This window comes from Pseudobacteroides sp., assembly GCF_036567765.1.
Lineage (GTDB): Bacteria > Bacillota > Clostridia > Acetivibrionales > DSM-2933 > Pseudobacteroides.
In genome coordinates this window covers 70,481-85,159 of the sequence record NZ_DATCTU010000122.1, presented here as the reverse complement: position 1 = coordinate 85,159, position 14,679 = coordinate 70,481, and the positions used below count along the sequence as shown (strand labels likewise).

The window sequence follows — 14,679 nt, the reverse complement described above, 5'->3', positions numbered from 1 at the left end:
ATATAGACGAGCTCTAATACAGTTTTACGAGGTGGTTGCCGGTGGATAGAAAGGCACAAGTTGATAGAAAAACATTCGAAACAGATATTTCATTGAGCATTAATATTGATGGTACCGGCCAAGGGAAGATAGAGACAGGTATAGGTTTCTTTGACCACATGCTTACTCTATTTACCAAACACGGACTTTTCGATTTGGATCTAAAGGCAGTCGGTGACTTGCATGTGGATTGTCATCACACTATTGAAGATGTGGGTATTGTATTGGGACAAGCCATAAGCAAGGCACTTGGAGATAAAAAATCCATCAAGCGTTACGGAATGTCCTATGTTCCCATGGATGAGGCATTAGCTATGGTGGTTTTAGACCTTGGAGGTCGTCCATACCTTGTATTTGATGCTGCATTTGGTTCTGAGAGGGTTGGAAGCATGGACACTGAAATGGTGGAAGAATTTTTTAGGGCGGTATCGGTAAATGCGGGAATGAACCTGCATGTGAAGCTATTGTATGGTTCGAATTCCCACCATATCATTGAGGCCATGTTCAAGGCATTCGGCAGGGCATTAGATGAAGCTGCAGGGGTTGATAATCGTATTCACGGGGTTATGTCTACAAAAGGGATTATATGAAAAGTTTAATTAAACTTTCATTAAATAAATTTATATTAAAAGTGATTTTTGTGAATTTAAGGAGGAAAATAGCAATGTTAATAAATGATACAGATTTTATAAAGCGTCCGCTGCACATTAAAGGAAAGGTTAGAAACGTGTACGATTTGGGGGATAAGCTCCTGATAGTAGTAACTGACAGAATATCTGCCTTTGATGTGGTTTTTCCAAATCTTATTCCTAATAAGGGAAAGGTTTTGAACAGTATATCAGAGTTTTGGTTTGATTATACTAAGGACGTAATTGACAACCATGTTATAACGACAGATGTAAGCCAATATCCTGAAGAGTTTTCACAGTTTAAAGAAGAGCTTCAGGGAAGATCTATGCTTGTTAAAAAGATAAAAATGGTTGAGGCTGAATGTATCGTAAGAGGATATCTTGAGGGGTCAGGGCTCAAGGATTATCAAAAGACAGGCACAATATGCGGACTTAAGCTTCCGGCAGGATTGAAGCAGGCAGAGAAGCTCCCTGAGCCAATATTTACACCATCAACAAAGGCTGCTGAAGGACATGATGAAAATGTAAGCTTCCAGGTTCTAGAGAATACGATAGGCAGTGAACTGGCAAACAAATTGAAGGAAATAAGTCTGGCACTTTATATAAAGGCAAGCAAGCATGCGGAAAGCAGAGGACTGATCCTTGCAGATACCAAGTTTGAGTTTGGAATATTGGACGGTAAACTGGTTATTGGTGATGAAATGTTTACTCCTGACTCATCAAGGTTCTGGGCAATGGATGAATATGAACCCGGAAGACCTCAAAAAAGCTTTGACAAGCAGTACCTGAGGGAGTATCTTGAAGCATCCAATTGGAACAAACAGCCTCCAGCACCGGTACTGCCAGAAGATGTTGTTAAAAAGACAGAAGCAAAATATATAGAGGCATATGAGCGTATTACTGGTAAGAAGCTGGATTAGGAGTGATGATCTTTGATCGCGATAATTGATTACGGTGTAGGGAATCTGAGAAGTGTTGAAAAAGCATTCTCCTTTATTGGTTGTGAAGCAAGTATATCTTCAGATCCGGAGTTTGTAATGCAAGCTGACGGAGTTGTTCTGCCAGGTGTAGGTGCATATTCCGATGCAATGGATAACCTTAAAAAGGCAGGAATGGTTGACGTAGTAAAAAATGTTATTGCGGATAACAAGCCGTTTCTTGGTATATGCCTTGGTATGCAGCTTCTTTTTGATTACAGCGAAGAAGGTGGAAATGTATCGGGACTTGGCATATTTAAAGGGACAATCAAACAGCTTCCGCTGGATATGGACCTTAAAGTTCCCCATATGGGATGGAATTCCATTAAGTCATCAAAGGATTGCCCTTTGTTCACAAACCTGCCTGACAGCCCCTATGTTTACTTTGTGCACTCATATTATCTGGATGCGGAAAATAAAGATATGGTAATAGCAAAAACCAACTATGGTATAGAGTTTGATGTTGCAATCGGCAAGGGAAATGTTTTTGCCACCCAATTTCATCCTGAAAAGAGCGGTGAAGTAGGGCTTAATATTTTGAAAAATTTTAAGAATTTATTAAAATCAAATATTTAATTTACTTATGAAACAATGAAAAGTATTTTAAATCGGTATTAATTCAGGAGGAATCTAAATGAAAATTTATCCGGCTATTGATGTTAAAGACGGAAGATGCGTAAGGCTGGTCCAGGGGAAATTCAATGATGTTACTGTTTATTCCGACAATCCGGTGGACATGGCATTAAAATGGGAGAGCCTTGGGGCAGAGTATCTTCATGTTGTTGATCTGGACGGAGCTAGGGTTGGTGAACCCGTAAACACCGCAGTAATAAGCGAAATGGCGGTTAAGCTCGGCATTCCTGTGCAATTGGGCGGTGGAATCCGTTCCATCGAAATGATTGAAATTCTTCTTTGTAAAGGCATACAGAGAGTCATATTGGGTACATCTGCCGTTAATGACCAGGAGCTTGTTAAAAATGCCGTAAAGACCTTTGATAACAACCTTGTTATAGGTATCGATGCCAAAGACGGATTTGTTGCAATTGAAGGTTGGGCTAAGACCAGCAGCTTCACTGCCATTGGATTTGCTAAAAAGATGGAAGAGCTTGGTGCCAAGACTATTATTTATACAGATATCGATACTGACGGAATGCTGTCGGGGCCAAATCTTAAAGCAATGGAAGAAATGGTTAAGGCAGTAGACATAGAAATCATCGCTTCTGGTGGAGTCAGCAGCATTGAGGACATAAAAAACCTTAAAAATGTTGGTGTTTCAGGAGCAATTATCGGAAAAGCATTATATACGGGAAATATAGATTTGGCTGAGGCAATAAAAGTAGCCAAATAAAAAGAGGTTGGTTGATTATGCTGACAAAAAGGATTATACCCTGTCTTGATGTTCATGCAGGGAGAGTTGTAAAAGGTGTTAATTTTGTTAATATAAAGGATGCGGGGGACCCCGTTGAGATAGCAGCTATATATGATAAGGCTGGGGCAGATGAGCTTACTTTTCTCGATATCACAGCATCAAGCGATGCAAGAAGCATTATTCTTGATGTTGTAAGGAGAGTGGCTGAGCAGGTGTTTATTCCATTTACTGTTGGTGGGGGAATAAGATCGGTTGACGATTTCAGGGAAATTCTTCTTGCGGGTGCCGACAAGATATCGGTAAACTCTGCAGCCCTAAAAAGGCCTGACCTTATATCGGAGGCTGCCTGGAGGTTTGGAAGCCAGTGTGTGGTAGTAGCAATAGACGCAAAGAAGAATGGGGAGAGAAACAGCTGGGATGTATACCTTAACGGCGGCAGGGTGAATACCGGGAAGGATGCAATCCAGTGGGCCATTGAGGCTGAAAAGCTGGGTGCAGGCGAAATTCTTCTTACCAGCATGGACTGTGACGGAACAAAAGCTGGATATGACATTGAGCTTACAAGAAAAATATCTGAAAATGTCAAAATTCCTGTTATCGCATCCGGTGGTGCAGGCACTATGGAGCATTTTTATGAAGCTTTGACGGATGGCAAGGCCGATGCAGTATTGGCAGCATCCCTGTTCCATTTCAGGGAAATGGAGATATGTGATCTTAAGAGCTACTTAAGAGAGCGGGGCATTGAGGTTCGGAAAGAATAAATAAAATTTAGTACTAACGAAGATGGTATTAAAAATAGTATTTAAAAATCAATATTAATTGTTTTAAGGGGTCGTCTAATATGGATTATTTAGTAACAAACTTAAAGTTTGACAGTAATGGCCTGATTCCTGTAATAACTCAGGACTGTAAGACAAATGAGGTCCTAATGCTTGCGTACATGAATAAGGAAGCTTATGAAAAAACAGTCGAAACGAAGAAGGTTCACTATTGGAGCAGGAGCAGAAGCAAGCTTTGGCTAAAGGGTGAAACATCCGGCCATTACCAGTATGTCAAGTCAATATGTATTGATTGTGACAATGATACACTTCTCATTAAAGTGGAGCAGGTTGATGCAGCATGCCATACAGGCCACTATACATGCTTCTACAGGGATATGAATGAGGATGGAAGCATTAAAGAAAATTCCGATGCAGAAAATAATACTGTCGATAAAGCTGCAATTCTTCAAGAGGTTTACAATGTAATTGCAGATAGAAGAGTAAACCCCAAGGAAGGGTCATACACAAACTATCTCTTTGATAAGGGGATTGACAAGATACTTAAGAAGGTTGGGGAAGAAACGGCTGAGGTTATTATCGCCTCTAAGAATAAGGCTGCCGGTGAGATTAGATATGAAATTGCCGACCTTATCTATCATTTATTCGTTCTGATGGTGGAGAGGGACGTGAAACTGGAAGATATTTACGATGAATTAAAGGGAAGACGGTAGGTCTGATCTAAATTAAAATAGGGCTGTTGCAAAGGGCACTTAATCACATCATATTGTGCAGATTTGAAAATATAAGGCACATTATAGAGCGGTTAAAAGCCATTTTGTAACGGCTCTAGTTTTTTGGCATCCTCGGACTCTACTGCATCATCCTACTCGAATAAAATCATCAGGCAAGAGATACCTTTAAAAGCTTTATATTAAATCCAAAAATATTATAAAAGAGATACTTAACTCAATTACTTTTCCAAATCATCAAGATAACCAAGCTTTTCTATAGTTACCTGTCTTGAACAGTCTTTTTGCCAAGCCACTCATAATAAAAATACATGGAATACCGAGAAAATTGATAAAATATAATGTATTACAAATATAAATTTGAATAAACCATGATAATTGGTTGAATTTGAGCTTATTTCCCAAATGAAATATTTGCGTATAAATTGGATATTATATAATATAGTATTAGCACTCGCTAGTGGTGAGTGCTAATAAAATAACAGCAAGGAGGTTATACCTTATGAGAATAAAACCTTTAGGTGAAAGAGTAGTAATTAAAATGTTGGAAAGTGAAGAAACAACAAAGAGTGGAATAGTTTTGCCAGGAAGTGCAAAGGAAAAACCACAGGTAGCAGAAATTGTTGCTGTAGGACCTGGTGCTATTGTTGAAGGTAAGGAAATAAAAATGGAAGTTAAGGTTGGAGACAAGGTACTTATAAGCAAGTATGCTGGAACTGAAGTTAAGTTTGACGGTCAGGAATACACAATATTGAAGCAGAGTGACATATTAGCTGTTGTTGAATAACCTGATAAACTTCAAATAATTTAATCAAGATTCAAAAAAGGAGGCTATACTAATGGCGAAAGATATCAAATTTGGTGAAGAAGCTAGACGTGCGTTAGAAAGTGGCGTTAATCAGCTTGCAGATACAGTAAAGATTACACTTGGTCCAAAAGGAAGAAATGTAGTTCTTGATAAAAAGTTCGGTGCACCGCTTATCACTAACGACGGTGTTACAATAGCAAAAGAAATCGAGTTGGAAGACAGATTTGAAAACATGGGAGCACAGCTTGTTAAAGAAGTTGCTACCAAGACAAACGATGTTGCCGGCGACGGAACAACTACTGCTACATTGCTTGCTCAGGCTATCATAAGAGAAGGACTTAAGAACGTTGCTGCCGGTGCGAACCCAATGATACTTAAGAAAGGTATTTCTAAAGCAGTTGATGCAGCTGTTGAAGGAATTATACAAAACAGCCAGAAGATTAAAGGCAAGGAAGATATCGCTAGGGTTGCTTCCATATCAGCTAATGACGATGTTATAGGTACACTTATTGCTGATGCAATGGAAAAAGTAACTAATGACGGAGTTATTACTGTTGAAGAATCCAAAACAATGGGAACTAACCTTGAAGTTGTTGAAGGTATGCAGTTTGACAGAGGTTATGTTTCACCATATATGGTGACAGACACTGAAAAGATGGAAGCTGTTTTGGACGATCCATATATATTGATCACTGACAAGAAGATAACAAATATCCAGGATGTATTACCTCTTTTAGAGCAGATAGTACAGCAGGGCAAAAAGCTTGTTATCATAGCTGAAGATGTTGAAGGCGAAGCACTAGCAACATTATTGGTTAACAAATTAAGAGGAACATTTACTTGTGTTGCTGTTAAGGCACCAGGTTTTGGTGATAGAAGAAAGGCTATGCTCCAGGATATAGCAATACTCACAGGCGGTGAGGTTATAACTGAAGATTTGGGCCTTGATATAAAAGAAACTACTGTTTCACAGCTTGGTAGAGCAAGACAGGTTAAAATACAGAAAGAGAATACCATTATCGTTGATGGTGCAGGAAGCCAAGATGAAATTAAAAAGAGAGTTGCTTCAATTAAAGCTCAGATAGAAGAAACTACTTCTGACTTTGATAGGGAAAAACTCCAGGAAAGACTTGCAAAATTGGCTGGTGGAGTTGCTGTTATCCAGGTTGGTGCTGCAACAGAAACCGAAATGAAAGAAAAGAAATTAAGAATTGAAGATGCACTTGCTGCAACTAAAGCAGCTGTGGAAGAAGGTATTGTTGCTGGTGGCGGTACTGCACTCATCAACGCTATTCCAAACGTAGCTAAGCTTCTTGAAGGAAGTGTAGGAGACGAAAAGACAGGTATTCAGATCATATTGAGATCACTCGAAGAGCCTGTTAGACAAATAGCTGCAAATGCAGGACTTGAAGGTTCTGTAATCGTTGATAAGATTAAGAACAGCAATACAGGCATTGGTTTTGATGCACTTAATGAAAAGTATGTTAACATGATTGAATCAGGAATAGTTGACCCAGCTAAGGTTACAAGATCTGCATTGCAAAATGCTGCTTCAGTAGCTTCTATGGTTCTTACTACTGAAAGCATTGTTGCAGATAAGCCTGAAAAGGAAGCTCCAATGCCAGGTGGAGGAATGCCAGGCGGAATGGGCGGAATGTATTAATATCTAATTAATAATGCTCTTCCTGAAATTTTATATTCAGCCCCATGATTATTTATAATCATGGGGCTTGTTAATTAAATTCAATTACTCACGACAACATTAAGGTTGACAAAATCTACTCTTATACAAGATTAAAACCCAGCTTTACTGCCGTTTCAGAGTCCAAATAGCCATCCTGATGCATACACCATACCTTTCTTCTTAATTCGTCAGGTATTATATCCTTAAGCTTATTAATGGATAAATGAGCGTTTTTATCATAATCAATCCCACATGTATCCTGATAAAGAATATCAAGGCTGCCGTTTTTAAGAAGGGATAGAACTTCATCAGGAATGCTGTTGGCGTCCCCGCTGTAATATATCCTTTTGTTATCCGCTTCCATTATAAAGCCGAATGCAGGTATGGTCTCTACATGAGGAACCTTTATAAATTTGAGCTTTATTTCACCAAGAGAGCTGTCTTTTATAGTTGCTTCCATGTCGCTTACCAGGCTGCACATCTCATTTCTAACTCCAATAACCTTAAAATAACCTTCCATGAGCTTTCTGTCAGGGAAATACACCATAGGTTTTATTTGATTATAATAAAACGGATAAAAAATAATTTCTCCCAAGCTTCCACAGTGGTCGGGATGGGTATGGGTTATGACTATGTGAAGGTTCTTCAGACCATTAAACAAATCAAGCTCCTGAAGCTTGTGGAATACAGTTCCGCCTGCATCAATTAAAAGCATGCTGTTGTCCTTTTGTATATAGCAGCTGTTATTTCCGAGCTTAGTGTTAAAGGCACTGCCTTTTCCAAGAAAATTAAGCATTATGTTCACCTCACTTTTCGTATAGACTTAATTTTACATTTATATAAAAAACATTTCAAGGATGAGACCGTTATGTAATTTGCGGCTCGTAAATATTATTACAAAACATATAAAAATATATTTATTAAAATAATTCATAATTTCACTTCACATAACATAAAAATAGGTTTAAAATAGATTATTATATGAAAACCAAAAGTGTTAACAAATTTAAATACCTGTCTATAGGAGAATAAAAATGGACATATTTATGGAGAAACTGATTAGAAGAAAGAGGACCCCACGAGACTATCTTATTGTTGCAACAGTGATTTATATATCTCTGGGAATTAATTTCATTGCGTTGATGGTACCGCTCATAAGGGTATTTACTGTAGCATTGGCAGTATACAGCATATATTTTGCAATTAAACGGACTTATGTTGAGTATGAATATTCACTAACAAACAGTGAGCTGGAGATTGACAAGATTGTGGCAAAGAGAAATCGATCAAGGCTTTTTACTGCCAATTGTAAGGATTTCGAGATGTTCGGAAGGACAGACCATAGCAAATACAATGATGTTAAGACAATAGAAAAAAAGATAACTGCCATAGTATCAAAGGAATCAAAAAATATTTATTTCGCTGTTCTCCAGTTTGAAGGCACAAGGACGCTGCTGTTGTTTGAGCCTGATGAAAGAATGGTTGAATGTATAACCGGCTGTATTCCTAGAAAAGTCTTAAAGTAACGGATTAATTTCCTGGATATAAAATTTGTTACCGAATTTTAATGATTTATTCAAATACACCATGTATAATTTGTTTTATGGTGTATTTTTAATGTCTGGGTAAGGGGGGTAAACTTTTGAATAAACGATTTAAAATAATTGCAATCTTTATAATTATATTGTTGGCAGCTGCTAGTGTAGCCGTTTCTATTTACAATCTGTATTTTGCACCAAATAATATAATTGTTGAGGCCTTTGATGAAGGAAGATTGAATCTTGTTATGGGAGACAGGCTAATAGAAGATGCAAGACCTGTCATCCATAATCAGGAGGCCTTTTTGCCCTTTGATACCGTAAAAAAATATATTGACCAGTATATATTTCAGGATAAAAAGCTAAAAAAGGTCATTGCAACTACAAATGATAAAGTTGTTAGAATGAATGCAGGCAGCACCGGTGCCCTTGTCAATAACAGGCCTCTTAGCCTTAAGAGTGCGGTGTTTGAGGAGGAGGGTGAGCTTTATATACCTGTTTCCTTTCTTGATGATTTTTATAAAATTGAAGTTAATTACTTAGAGGATAAAAATGTAATAATAATAGACAGCGAAGAATTAAACTTAAAGGTGGCAGAGCCCATCAGTATAAAGGCGGCTATAAGAAAGGGCAAATCAGTAAAATTTCCTATATTTAAAAAGTTTAACATGCAAAATAAGGCAAATAACAAAATGCTTGTTTTTGATGATAGCGGAAAATGGTACAAGGTAAGATCTCAGGATGGCATAATAGGTTTTATTGAAAAGAAGTATATAAGAGTGACTGCGGAGGAAACAAAAAAGGATACTGAGCCTGTCACGGTGAAAGAAGCCTGGAAGCCTGAAGAGGGAAAAATAAACCTTGTTTGGGATGCGATATATAAGAATAACTATGAAGGATGGGAAGATGAAGACAGGATTGAGGGACTTGATGTAGTGTCACCAACCTGGTTTGAAGTGAGAGATGGAAAAGGCACTGTATTAAATAGAGCCAGTATGGTATATGTTGATTGGGCACACAAAAATAATTATAGAGTTTGGGCACATTTAAGCAATAATCTTGGAGGGCCGGACAATACAGGTGTATTTTTAAACAATACAAATGCGAGAGAAGTTGCAATAAACAAAGTTTTGGGATTTGCCGATCAGTACAAGCTGGATGGTATAAATATTGATTTCGAAGACATGAATATGATAGACAAGGATGTGTTTACCCAATTTGTAAGGGAGCTAAGTCCACTGCTGAAGGAGAAAGGGCTGGTTGTATCAATTGATATTACACCGGTAAGTGCAAGTGAAAACTGGTCGCTTTGTTATGACAGGAAGGCACTTTCGAAATCAGTGGATTATGTGATGCTTATGGCGTATGACCAGCATTGGTCTACAAGTCCGTTGGCGGGTTCGGTTGCCCAGCAGGTTTGGGTGGAAGACAGCGTAAAGAAAACATTGGATTATGTACCCAAAGAAAAATTACTTCTGGGGCTTCCATATTACACGAGAGCCTGGATCAAGGAGAGCGGCAAGAACTTAAGAAGTATTGCACTATCAATGGAAAGAGCAAAGGACATGATTAAGGAAAATAGAGCAGAAGTAAAGTGGGATGAGGAAAGCGGCCAATTTTATGCGGAATACAATAAACAAGGAACTAACTGTAAAATATGGCTGGAAAATGAACATTCCATCAATTTAAAGTCTTCTCTTATACACAAATATGAGCTTGCAGGAGCTGCAGGATGGAGAAAAGACTTTGAAATCTCTCCGGTCTGGAATGTGCTCAATAAAAATCTTAAGATGTTGGACAGCTATGAGGCATGGGTTTCTCAAAATAAAGAGAAAAAATACGTTTATAAAGATTAAATTTATAAAAGAAAAAAGGTTCATATTCAGTGAACCTTTTTTCTTTTATAGTCCCCTATATATTATAGATATATAAAACGTTTTATTTATGTCTAGGAAGGGCAACGACCAGGAAGAAGGGGTAGATATATGGATGAAATCGGGCTGGTTATAAAATGTCAGCAAGGAGATATGGAGGCTTATGAAATCCTTTTTGGAAGCTATTTTAGCAAAGCTGTCAGGTATGCCTTTTTAATTACAGGGCGTAACGATTTGGCTGAAGATATTGTTCAGGAAGCATTAATAGAATGCTATAGAGACATAAAGTCCCTTAAAAACCCTGATAAGTTCAAACCGTGGTTTTATAGGATTTTGGTAAGAACAAGTTGGAGGGTAAAGGCAAAAGAAAAAGACAGGGTGTCCATCGATGACCTTAATGCCAGTGAGTATATGAATCTAAAGGTGGACCGGAGCGAAAATTTTGACAAAATTGTGGAGCAGAGGGAATACTCAAGGCTTATAAAATGTGCACTTCACAAATTGAGCTTACCCCTAAGGACTACTATAGTACTGTATTACTATAACGATTTGTCCATAAAAGAAATAGCTCAGGTGCTCAAGTGTTTTCAAGGTACAGTAAAATCAAGGCTGCATAATGGGAGAAAACTTCTACATAAAGAGCTTGTAAAAGAAGGATATATGTATGGTGGAAAGGAGTGTGGCACAAATGCATGATAAAGAAAAGTTTGATGATCAAATCCGTAGATTATTGGATACTGAAGCTATGAACATTGAGCCCCGTAAAGAGATACTGAAAGAAGTAGAGGACAAAATAAAAAACATAAAGAAATCATCTAGACTGGAAAGCATGGCAAAGAATGTATTTCCTCTGCAACTGAACATTAAAGGTTACCTTGCGGCAGCCTTTCTGATCTTTGTTTTAGCACCTGGACTTACGCTTGTATTTTCAAAAGAAGCCAGAGTGGCGGCTGCACATGGTATTGATGCTGTTAGGAGTTGGATATATGTGATGATTAAAACGGAGGATGGATATAAGCCTGTAAAGGTAGAAGTTAATGATTCCGGAGAAATGGAAATATCATATGATTATACTGGCATGACCGATGAAGAGCTTACAAGAGAGGCTGGATTTAATATTCATATTCCGTCAGAATTATGGGGGGGCTATAAGTGTTTTCAAAAGAACAAAGGAGTAAGAAAATCAGACAATGCAACTGTGAGCTTGTCGGGCATTTATTACAGTAAGAATAATACTATTAGTTTAAGCGTTTCAAAGGATAATTATATTGATTTCCTTGAAAATAAAAAGGTAATTGATGTTAAGGGTACCAAGTTCTACTGGGGAGAAGTAGGTGCTGATGGGATATATCCAAACCATGATATGCAGCAGATTCCAGTAGGTATAAAGATAAGCCATAAGCTTTTATGGGAATATAAAGGAGCTTTTTATGAGCTTCATAGTGTGAATGAAGATATTACCTACGACAAAGCTAAATCAATAGCTGAGCATTTTATAAATAACATGGCAAAACCGTATGATGCACAAAATGATATTGGTGTTATACGATCTCAATCATATCTTCCCAAAAGTGCAACAACGGCTGAAATAGAGAAGATGGTGGGATTTAAGGTCAAAGTTCCAGAAAGTTTGCCGGGAAACTACAATATAGCTATTAAAATGATTGGAATGGATCCTTTGAATAAGAGCTGTAAGATGTTTCAGGGAGAGTATAGTGCTGGGGACAAAACATTGAGCCTAATAATAACAGAAGCTGACTGGCCTGTTAAGGAATATGACAGAATCAAAGATGTTAAAGATGACTCTACGATTGTATCGGTAGAAGGAATAGAATGCCATTGGACTTATAACGATGATGTCCACATTTTGGGTTGGATGGATAACGGCGTGTACTACAGCATTAGCTATGTGCGGGGGGATTTTAGCTCAATTGATGAAGCCATTACAATAGCTAAATCCATAGTCATGAACAAATAATAAAACAGTTTCCTTTGGATTATATTGTATTAATCTACGGTATTTGGACAAAATAACTTAGGATTAAAATGATGATTGTAAAACAATTAAGACAATAGATTCAAAAGGAGAAATGGCATTGGAGATTATAAAGGAGCAGTCTGAAGTTAGGCAATATAATGGTAAGCTGGACTTTAAGAATATTCCGGAGTTGAAGCAGGTTGAGGCTGATTTGATTAAGGTTGTGTCGGACAGCTGCGGTACTATCAGGAATATGTGTACGCACATTTTAGAAGCAGGAGGAAAGAGAATAAGGCCGCTGCTGGTAATTTACAGTGGCCTTGTTTATGGAGAAAATTCACCTGAGCTTTTGCAAACTGCCGTAGCATCGGAGTTAATTCATATGGCATCCCTTATCCATGATGATATTGTAGACAATTCGGCACTTAGGAGGAACAGACCGTCCATAAACAGCTTATGGGGTAATAACTTTGCCGTATTAGGCGGTGACTATTTGTTTGCAAAGGCTTTTGGTATTCTTGCTTCAAGGAGATTAACCAGTGGTATGGAGTATATGGTAGAGGCCATACAGAGCATGTGTGTAGGAGAGATTATACAGGCAGAGGACAGATTTAATTGTGAATGCACCCTTGAGAAATACTATGAAAAAATAGCTTGCAAAACTGCAATACTATTAAAGTGCTGCTGTCAAGCGGGAGCAGCGGCTCAAAACGCTGCAGCGGAAGAGATAGATCTTATAGGTGAGTATGGATTAAATCTTGGTCTTGCGTTTCAAATTACTGATGACATTTTGGATTTATGCGGCTCAAGTGAACTGACGGGAAAACCAAAAAGAGAAGACCTAAGGCAGGGGATTATATCAATGCCCATTATATATTTGCTGGGCAATAAGGCAAATGGGCAATGGGTAAAAAGTGTGATTGAGCAAAGACAGTTTGATGATGATACCATATCAAAGATCTGCTCAGCAATCACTAAAACAGGAATTATGGAAAAGTGCTATGACAGAGTAAGAGCCCATATAGACAAGGCACAAAAAAGCCTGGACAAGCTCCCGGATTCTTATCCCAAGGATATTTTATACAGGCTGGCGGATATGGTTTATGTAAGAATGAACTAAAGGGAGAATGAAAAATTACTTGTTAAATAGCACCTGAAAGCCTTAGTACTTTGCATACTTTATGGTAAAAATAAGTGTTTGTTCTCCCGGAGTTTCTCAGTATGGATTTACTTGTAAATCTGTTAAAACCTTTATATGCTTTCGGATCTGACAAATACATTGCCAAAAGGCCTTTGACTATGGTTGTGTGAAATTCAGGGTATTTGAGGCCTGCACAAGCGTTAAGGGAGCTGTCTGTGAAATACATAAGCCTTTTTTCACATTCCTTTTGATCGTTATAGTAGCTTGTAAAATTTAATTCATTAGTTTCGATATCTTCTGCGTAATCTATATAGTAGTCAAGAAGTATATGCAGGCCGTTTATCCATGGGAAATATGCTTTTTCGTTGCTCCTAACATCCTCTTTAGTCAGGTGCCTGTCCCATGCAGAAGCAAAATGAAGGAAAATATTAAGGGTTGACCCAGTGGCGGCTGAGAATTCCCAGGTACTGATTTCTTTATATTGTGGGAGATATCCAATAGACCATGACTGCAGCTTTTTCTCACGGGTATTTACTGACAGATGCTTTAGGGACTGAAGGTCCGAATACAATTCTACCTGCTTTTTTAAGGGCTCTTTTATAAGATCATAGGAGGGAAGCTTGGCTATCTGCTTTTTGCATCGGTCAACCAGTGCATTTAGGTAGCCGTTATCCTCCTTGTAAGGATAAAACCTATAGTAATCGGAGTTTTTACTGCCTAGAGTAACAGCATCCTGCATTGCATAATGGAGCTGGCGAAATGCCTTTTCATCATATATACCTGCACTGTCGCACAGATTATCAAGGTAGTCGCTTATGGTCTGGAAGCTTACGATAAATTTTACGGTTTCGTCCATGTGGGCTTTTGGATACAATGCATACACCGACCCACCCTGAGCGTGGAATTTTTTTTTCTGAATGCTTCTTAATGCAAGGTCTGAAAGTATTCTATCTTTTGAATTGATGCATAAGCCGGCTATTTTGTGAAGCTCCTTGTTGACTAGGGGGAAAACCCTATAAACGTAGCGTGTAATGAGCTTTGTGCCGCTAATATATTTTTGATCCAAAAAAACTGCCCCTCTCATGTAAGAATTATATAGCTTTTAATGCATATGTAGCTTGAAAAATTCATT

15 protein-coding genes are annotated in these 14,679 nt (G+C 38.1%); 13 read left to right on the top strand and 2 right to left on the bottom strand.

The genetic code is table 11. The features are described from left to right. The first annotated feature begins 41 nt into the window (after positions 1-41). The 8 genes from hisB (at position 42) to groL (ending at position 6,995) form a co-directional block, all read left to right on the top strand. Positions 42-629, top strand: a complete 588-nt coding sequence (gene hisB, locus VIO64_RS20805) for an imidazoleglycerol-phosphate dehydratase HisB (protein ID WP_331921667.1) — start codon at positions 42-44, stop codon at positions 627-629. Between the two features lie 74 nt (positions 630-703). Further along, the gene (locus VIO64_RS20800; protein ID WP_331921666.1) at positions 704-1,588 is read left to right on the top strand and encodes a phosphoribosylaminoimidazolesuccinocarboxamide synthase; all 885 of its coding nucleotides are present in this window, start codon (positions 704-706) and stop codon (positions 1,586-1,588) included. 12 nt (positions 1,589-1,600) lie between these two features. Beyond that, positions 1,601-2,221, top strand: a complete 621-nt coding sequence (gene hisH, locus VIO64_RS20795) for an imidazole glycerol phosphate synthase subunit HisH (RefSeq protein ID WP_331921665.1) — start codon at positions 1,601-1,603, stop codon at positions 2,219-2,221. A 58-nt stretch (positions 2,222-2,279) separates the two neighbouring features. Beyond that, positions 2,280-2,993, top strand: a complete 714-nt coding sequence (gene hisA, locus VIO64_RS20790) for a 1-(5-phosphoribosyl)-5-[(5-phosphoribosylamino)methylideneamino]imidazole-4-carboxamide isomerase (protein ID WP_331921664.1) — start codon at positions 2,280-2,282, stop codon at positions 2,991-2,993. Positions 2,994-3,010: 17 nt separating this feature from the next. Continuing rightward, positions 3,011-3,775: an imidazole glycerol phosphate synthase subunit HisF gene (gene hisF / locus VIO64_RS20785; RefSeq protein ID WP_331921663.1), complete on the top strand. Its 765-nt coding sequence runs from the start codon at positions 3,011-3,013 to the stop codon at positions 3,773-3,775. 80 nt (positions 3,776-3,855) lie between these two features. Beyond that, positions 3,856-4,506, top strand: coding sequence for a bifunctional phosphoribosyl-AMP cyclohydrolase/phosphoribosyl-ATP diphosphatase HisIE (gene hisIE, locus VIO64_RS20780; RefSeq protein ID WP_331921662.1), 651 nt, complete (start codon positions 3,856-3,858; stop codon positions 4,504-4,506). A 520-nt stretch (positions 4,507-5,026) separates the two neighbouring features. After that, on the top strand, positions 5,027-5,311 hold the full coding sequence (gene groES, locus VIO64_RS20775; protein WP_036936305.1) for a co-chaperone GroES: 285 nt from the start codon (positions 5,027-5,029) through the stop codon (positions 5,309-5,311). Positions 5,312-5,363: 52 nt separating this feature from the next. Further along, the gene (gene groL / locus VIO64_RS20770) at positions 5,364-6,995 is read left to right on the top strand and encodes a chaperonin GroEL (protein WP_331921661.1); all 1,632 of its coding nucleotides are present in this window, start codon (positions 5,364-5,366) and stop codon (positions 6,993-6,995) included. A gap of 121 nt (positions 6,996-7,116) precedes the next feature. On the opposite strand, the gene VIO64_RS20765 is transcribed toward groL, so the two are convergent. Continuing rightward, positions 7,117-7,812 carry an MBL fold metallo-hydrolase gene (locus VIO64_RS20765; protein WP_331921660.1) on the bottom strand — a complete coding sequence of 232 codons (696 nt, stop codon included), beginning with the start codon at positions 7,810-7,812 and terminating at the stop codon, positions 7,117-7,119. 238 nt (positions 7,813-8,050) lie between these two features. Between VIO64_RS20765 and VIO64_RS20760 the strand changes: the two genes are divergently transcribed. The 5 genes from VIO64_RS20760 (at position 8,051) to VIO64_RS20740 (ending at position 13,526) form a co-directional block, all read left to right on the top strand. After that, positions 8,051-8,542 (top strand): hypothetical protein, encoded by a 492-nt coding sequence (locus VIO64_RS20760; RefSeq protein WP_331921659.1) that lies wholly within the window; start codon positions 8,051-8,053, stop codon positions 8,540-8,542. A 116-nt stretch (positions 8,543-8,658) separates the two neighbouring features. Beyond that, positions 8,659-10,410 (top strand): glycosyl hydrolase family 18 protein, encoded by a 1,752-nt coding sequence (locus tag VIO64_RS20755; RefSeq protein WP_331921658.1) that lies wholly within the window; start codon positions 8,659-8,661, stop codon positions 10,408-10,410. A gap of 129 nt (positions 10,411-10,539) precedes the next feature. Then, positions 10,540-11,124: an RNA polymerase sigma factor gene (locus tag VIO64_RS20750; protein WP_331921657.1), complete on the top strand. Its 585-nt coding sequence runs from the start codon at positions 10,540-10,542 to the stop codon at positions 11,122-11,124. Further along, entirely contained in the window at positions 11,093-12,406 is a 1,314-nt protein-coding gene (locus VIO64_RS20745) for a hypothetical protein (RefSeq protein ID WP_331921656.1), read from the top strand. Before VIO64_RS20750 ends, VIO64_RS20745 begins: the two co-directional genes overlap by 32 nt. Positions 12,407-12,524: 118 nt before the next feature. Continuing rightward, entirely contained in the window at positions 12,525-13,526 is a 1,002-nt protein-coding gene (locus tag VIO64_RS20740) for a polyprenyl synthetase family protein (protein ID WP_331921655.1), read from the top strand. A gap of 22 nt (positions 13,527-13,548) precedes the next feature. Here VIO64_RS20740 and VIO64_RS20735 read toward each other — a convergent pair whose 3' ends face one another. Continuing rightward, positions 13,549-14,613 carry a tetraprenyl-beta-curcumene synthase family protein gene (locus VIO64_RS20735; RefSeq protein WP_331921654.1) on the bottom strand — a complete coding sequence of 355 codons (1,065 nt, stop codon included), beginning with the start codon at positions 14,611-14,613 and terminating at the stop codon, positions 13,549-13,551. Positions 14,614-14,679: the final 66 nt, after the last annotated feature.

What these genes read in the sequence shown, in the direction of transcription:
- VIO64_RS20800 (WP_331921666.1), top strand. Translation starts at nt 704, where the DNA reads ATGTTAATAAATGATACAGATTTTATAAAGCGTCCGCTGCACATTAAA.
- hisA (WP_331921664.1), top strand. Translation starts at nt 2,280, where the DNA reads ATGAAAATTTATCCGGCTATTGATGTTAAAGACGGAAGATGCGTAAGG.
- hisF (WP_331921663.1), top strand. Translation starts at nt 3,011, where the DNA reads ATGCTGACAAAAAGGATTATACCCTGTCTTGATGTTCATGCAGGGAGA.
- hisIE (WP_331921662.1), top strand. Translation starts at nt 3,856, where the DNA reads ATGGATTATTTAGTAACAAACTTAAAGTTTGACAGTAATGGCCTGATT.
- groES (WP_036936305.1), top strand. Translation starts at nt 5,027, where the DNA reads ATGAGAATAAAACCTTTAGGTGAAAGAGTAGTAATTAAAATGTTGGAA.
- groL (WP_331921661.1), top strand. Translation starts at nt 5,364, where the DNA reads ATGGCGAAAGATATCAAATTTGGTGAAGAAGCTAGACGTGCGTTAGAA.
- VIO64_RS20765 (WP_331921660.1), bottom strand. Translation starts at nt 7,812, where the DNA reads ATGCTTAATTTTCTTGGAAAAGGCAGTGCCTTTAACACTAAGCTCGGA.
- VIO64_RS20760 (WP_331921659.1), top strand. Translation starts at nt 8,051, where the DNA reads ATGGACATATTTATGGAGAAACTGATTAGAAGAAAGAGGACCCCACGA.
- VIO64_RS20750 (WP_331921657.1), top strand. Translation starts at nt 10,540, where the DNA reads ATGGATGAAATCGGGCTGGTTATAAAATGTCAGCAAGGAGATATGGAG.
- VIO64_RS20745 (WP_331921656.1), top strand. Translation starts at nt 11,093, where the DNA reads ATGGTGGAAAGGAGTGTGGCACAAATGCATGATAAAGAAAAGTTTGAT.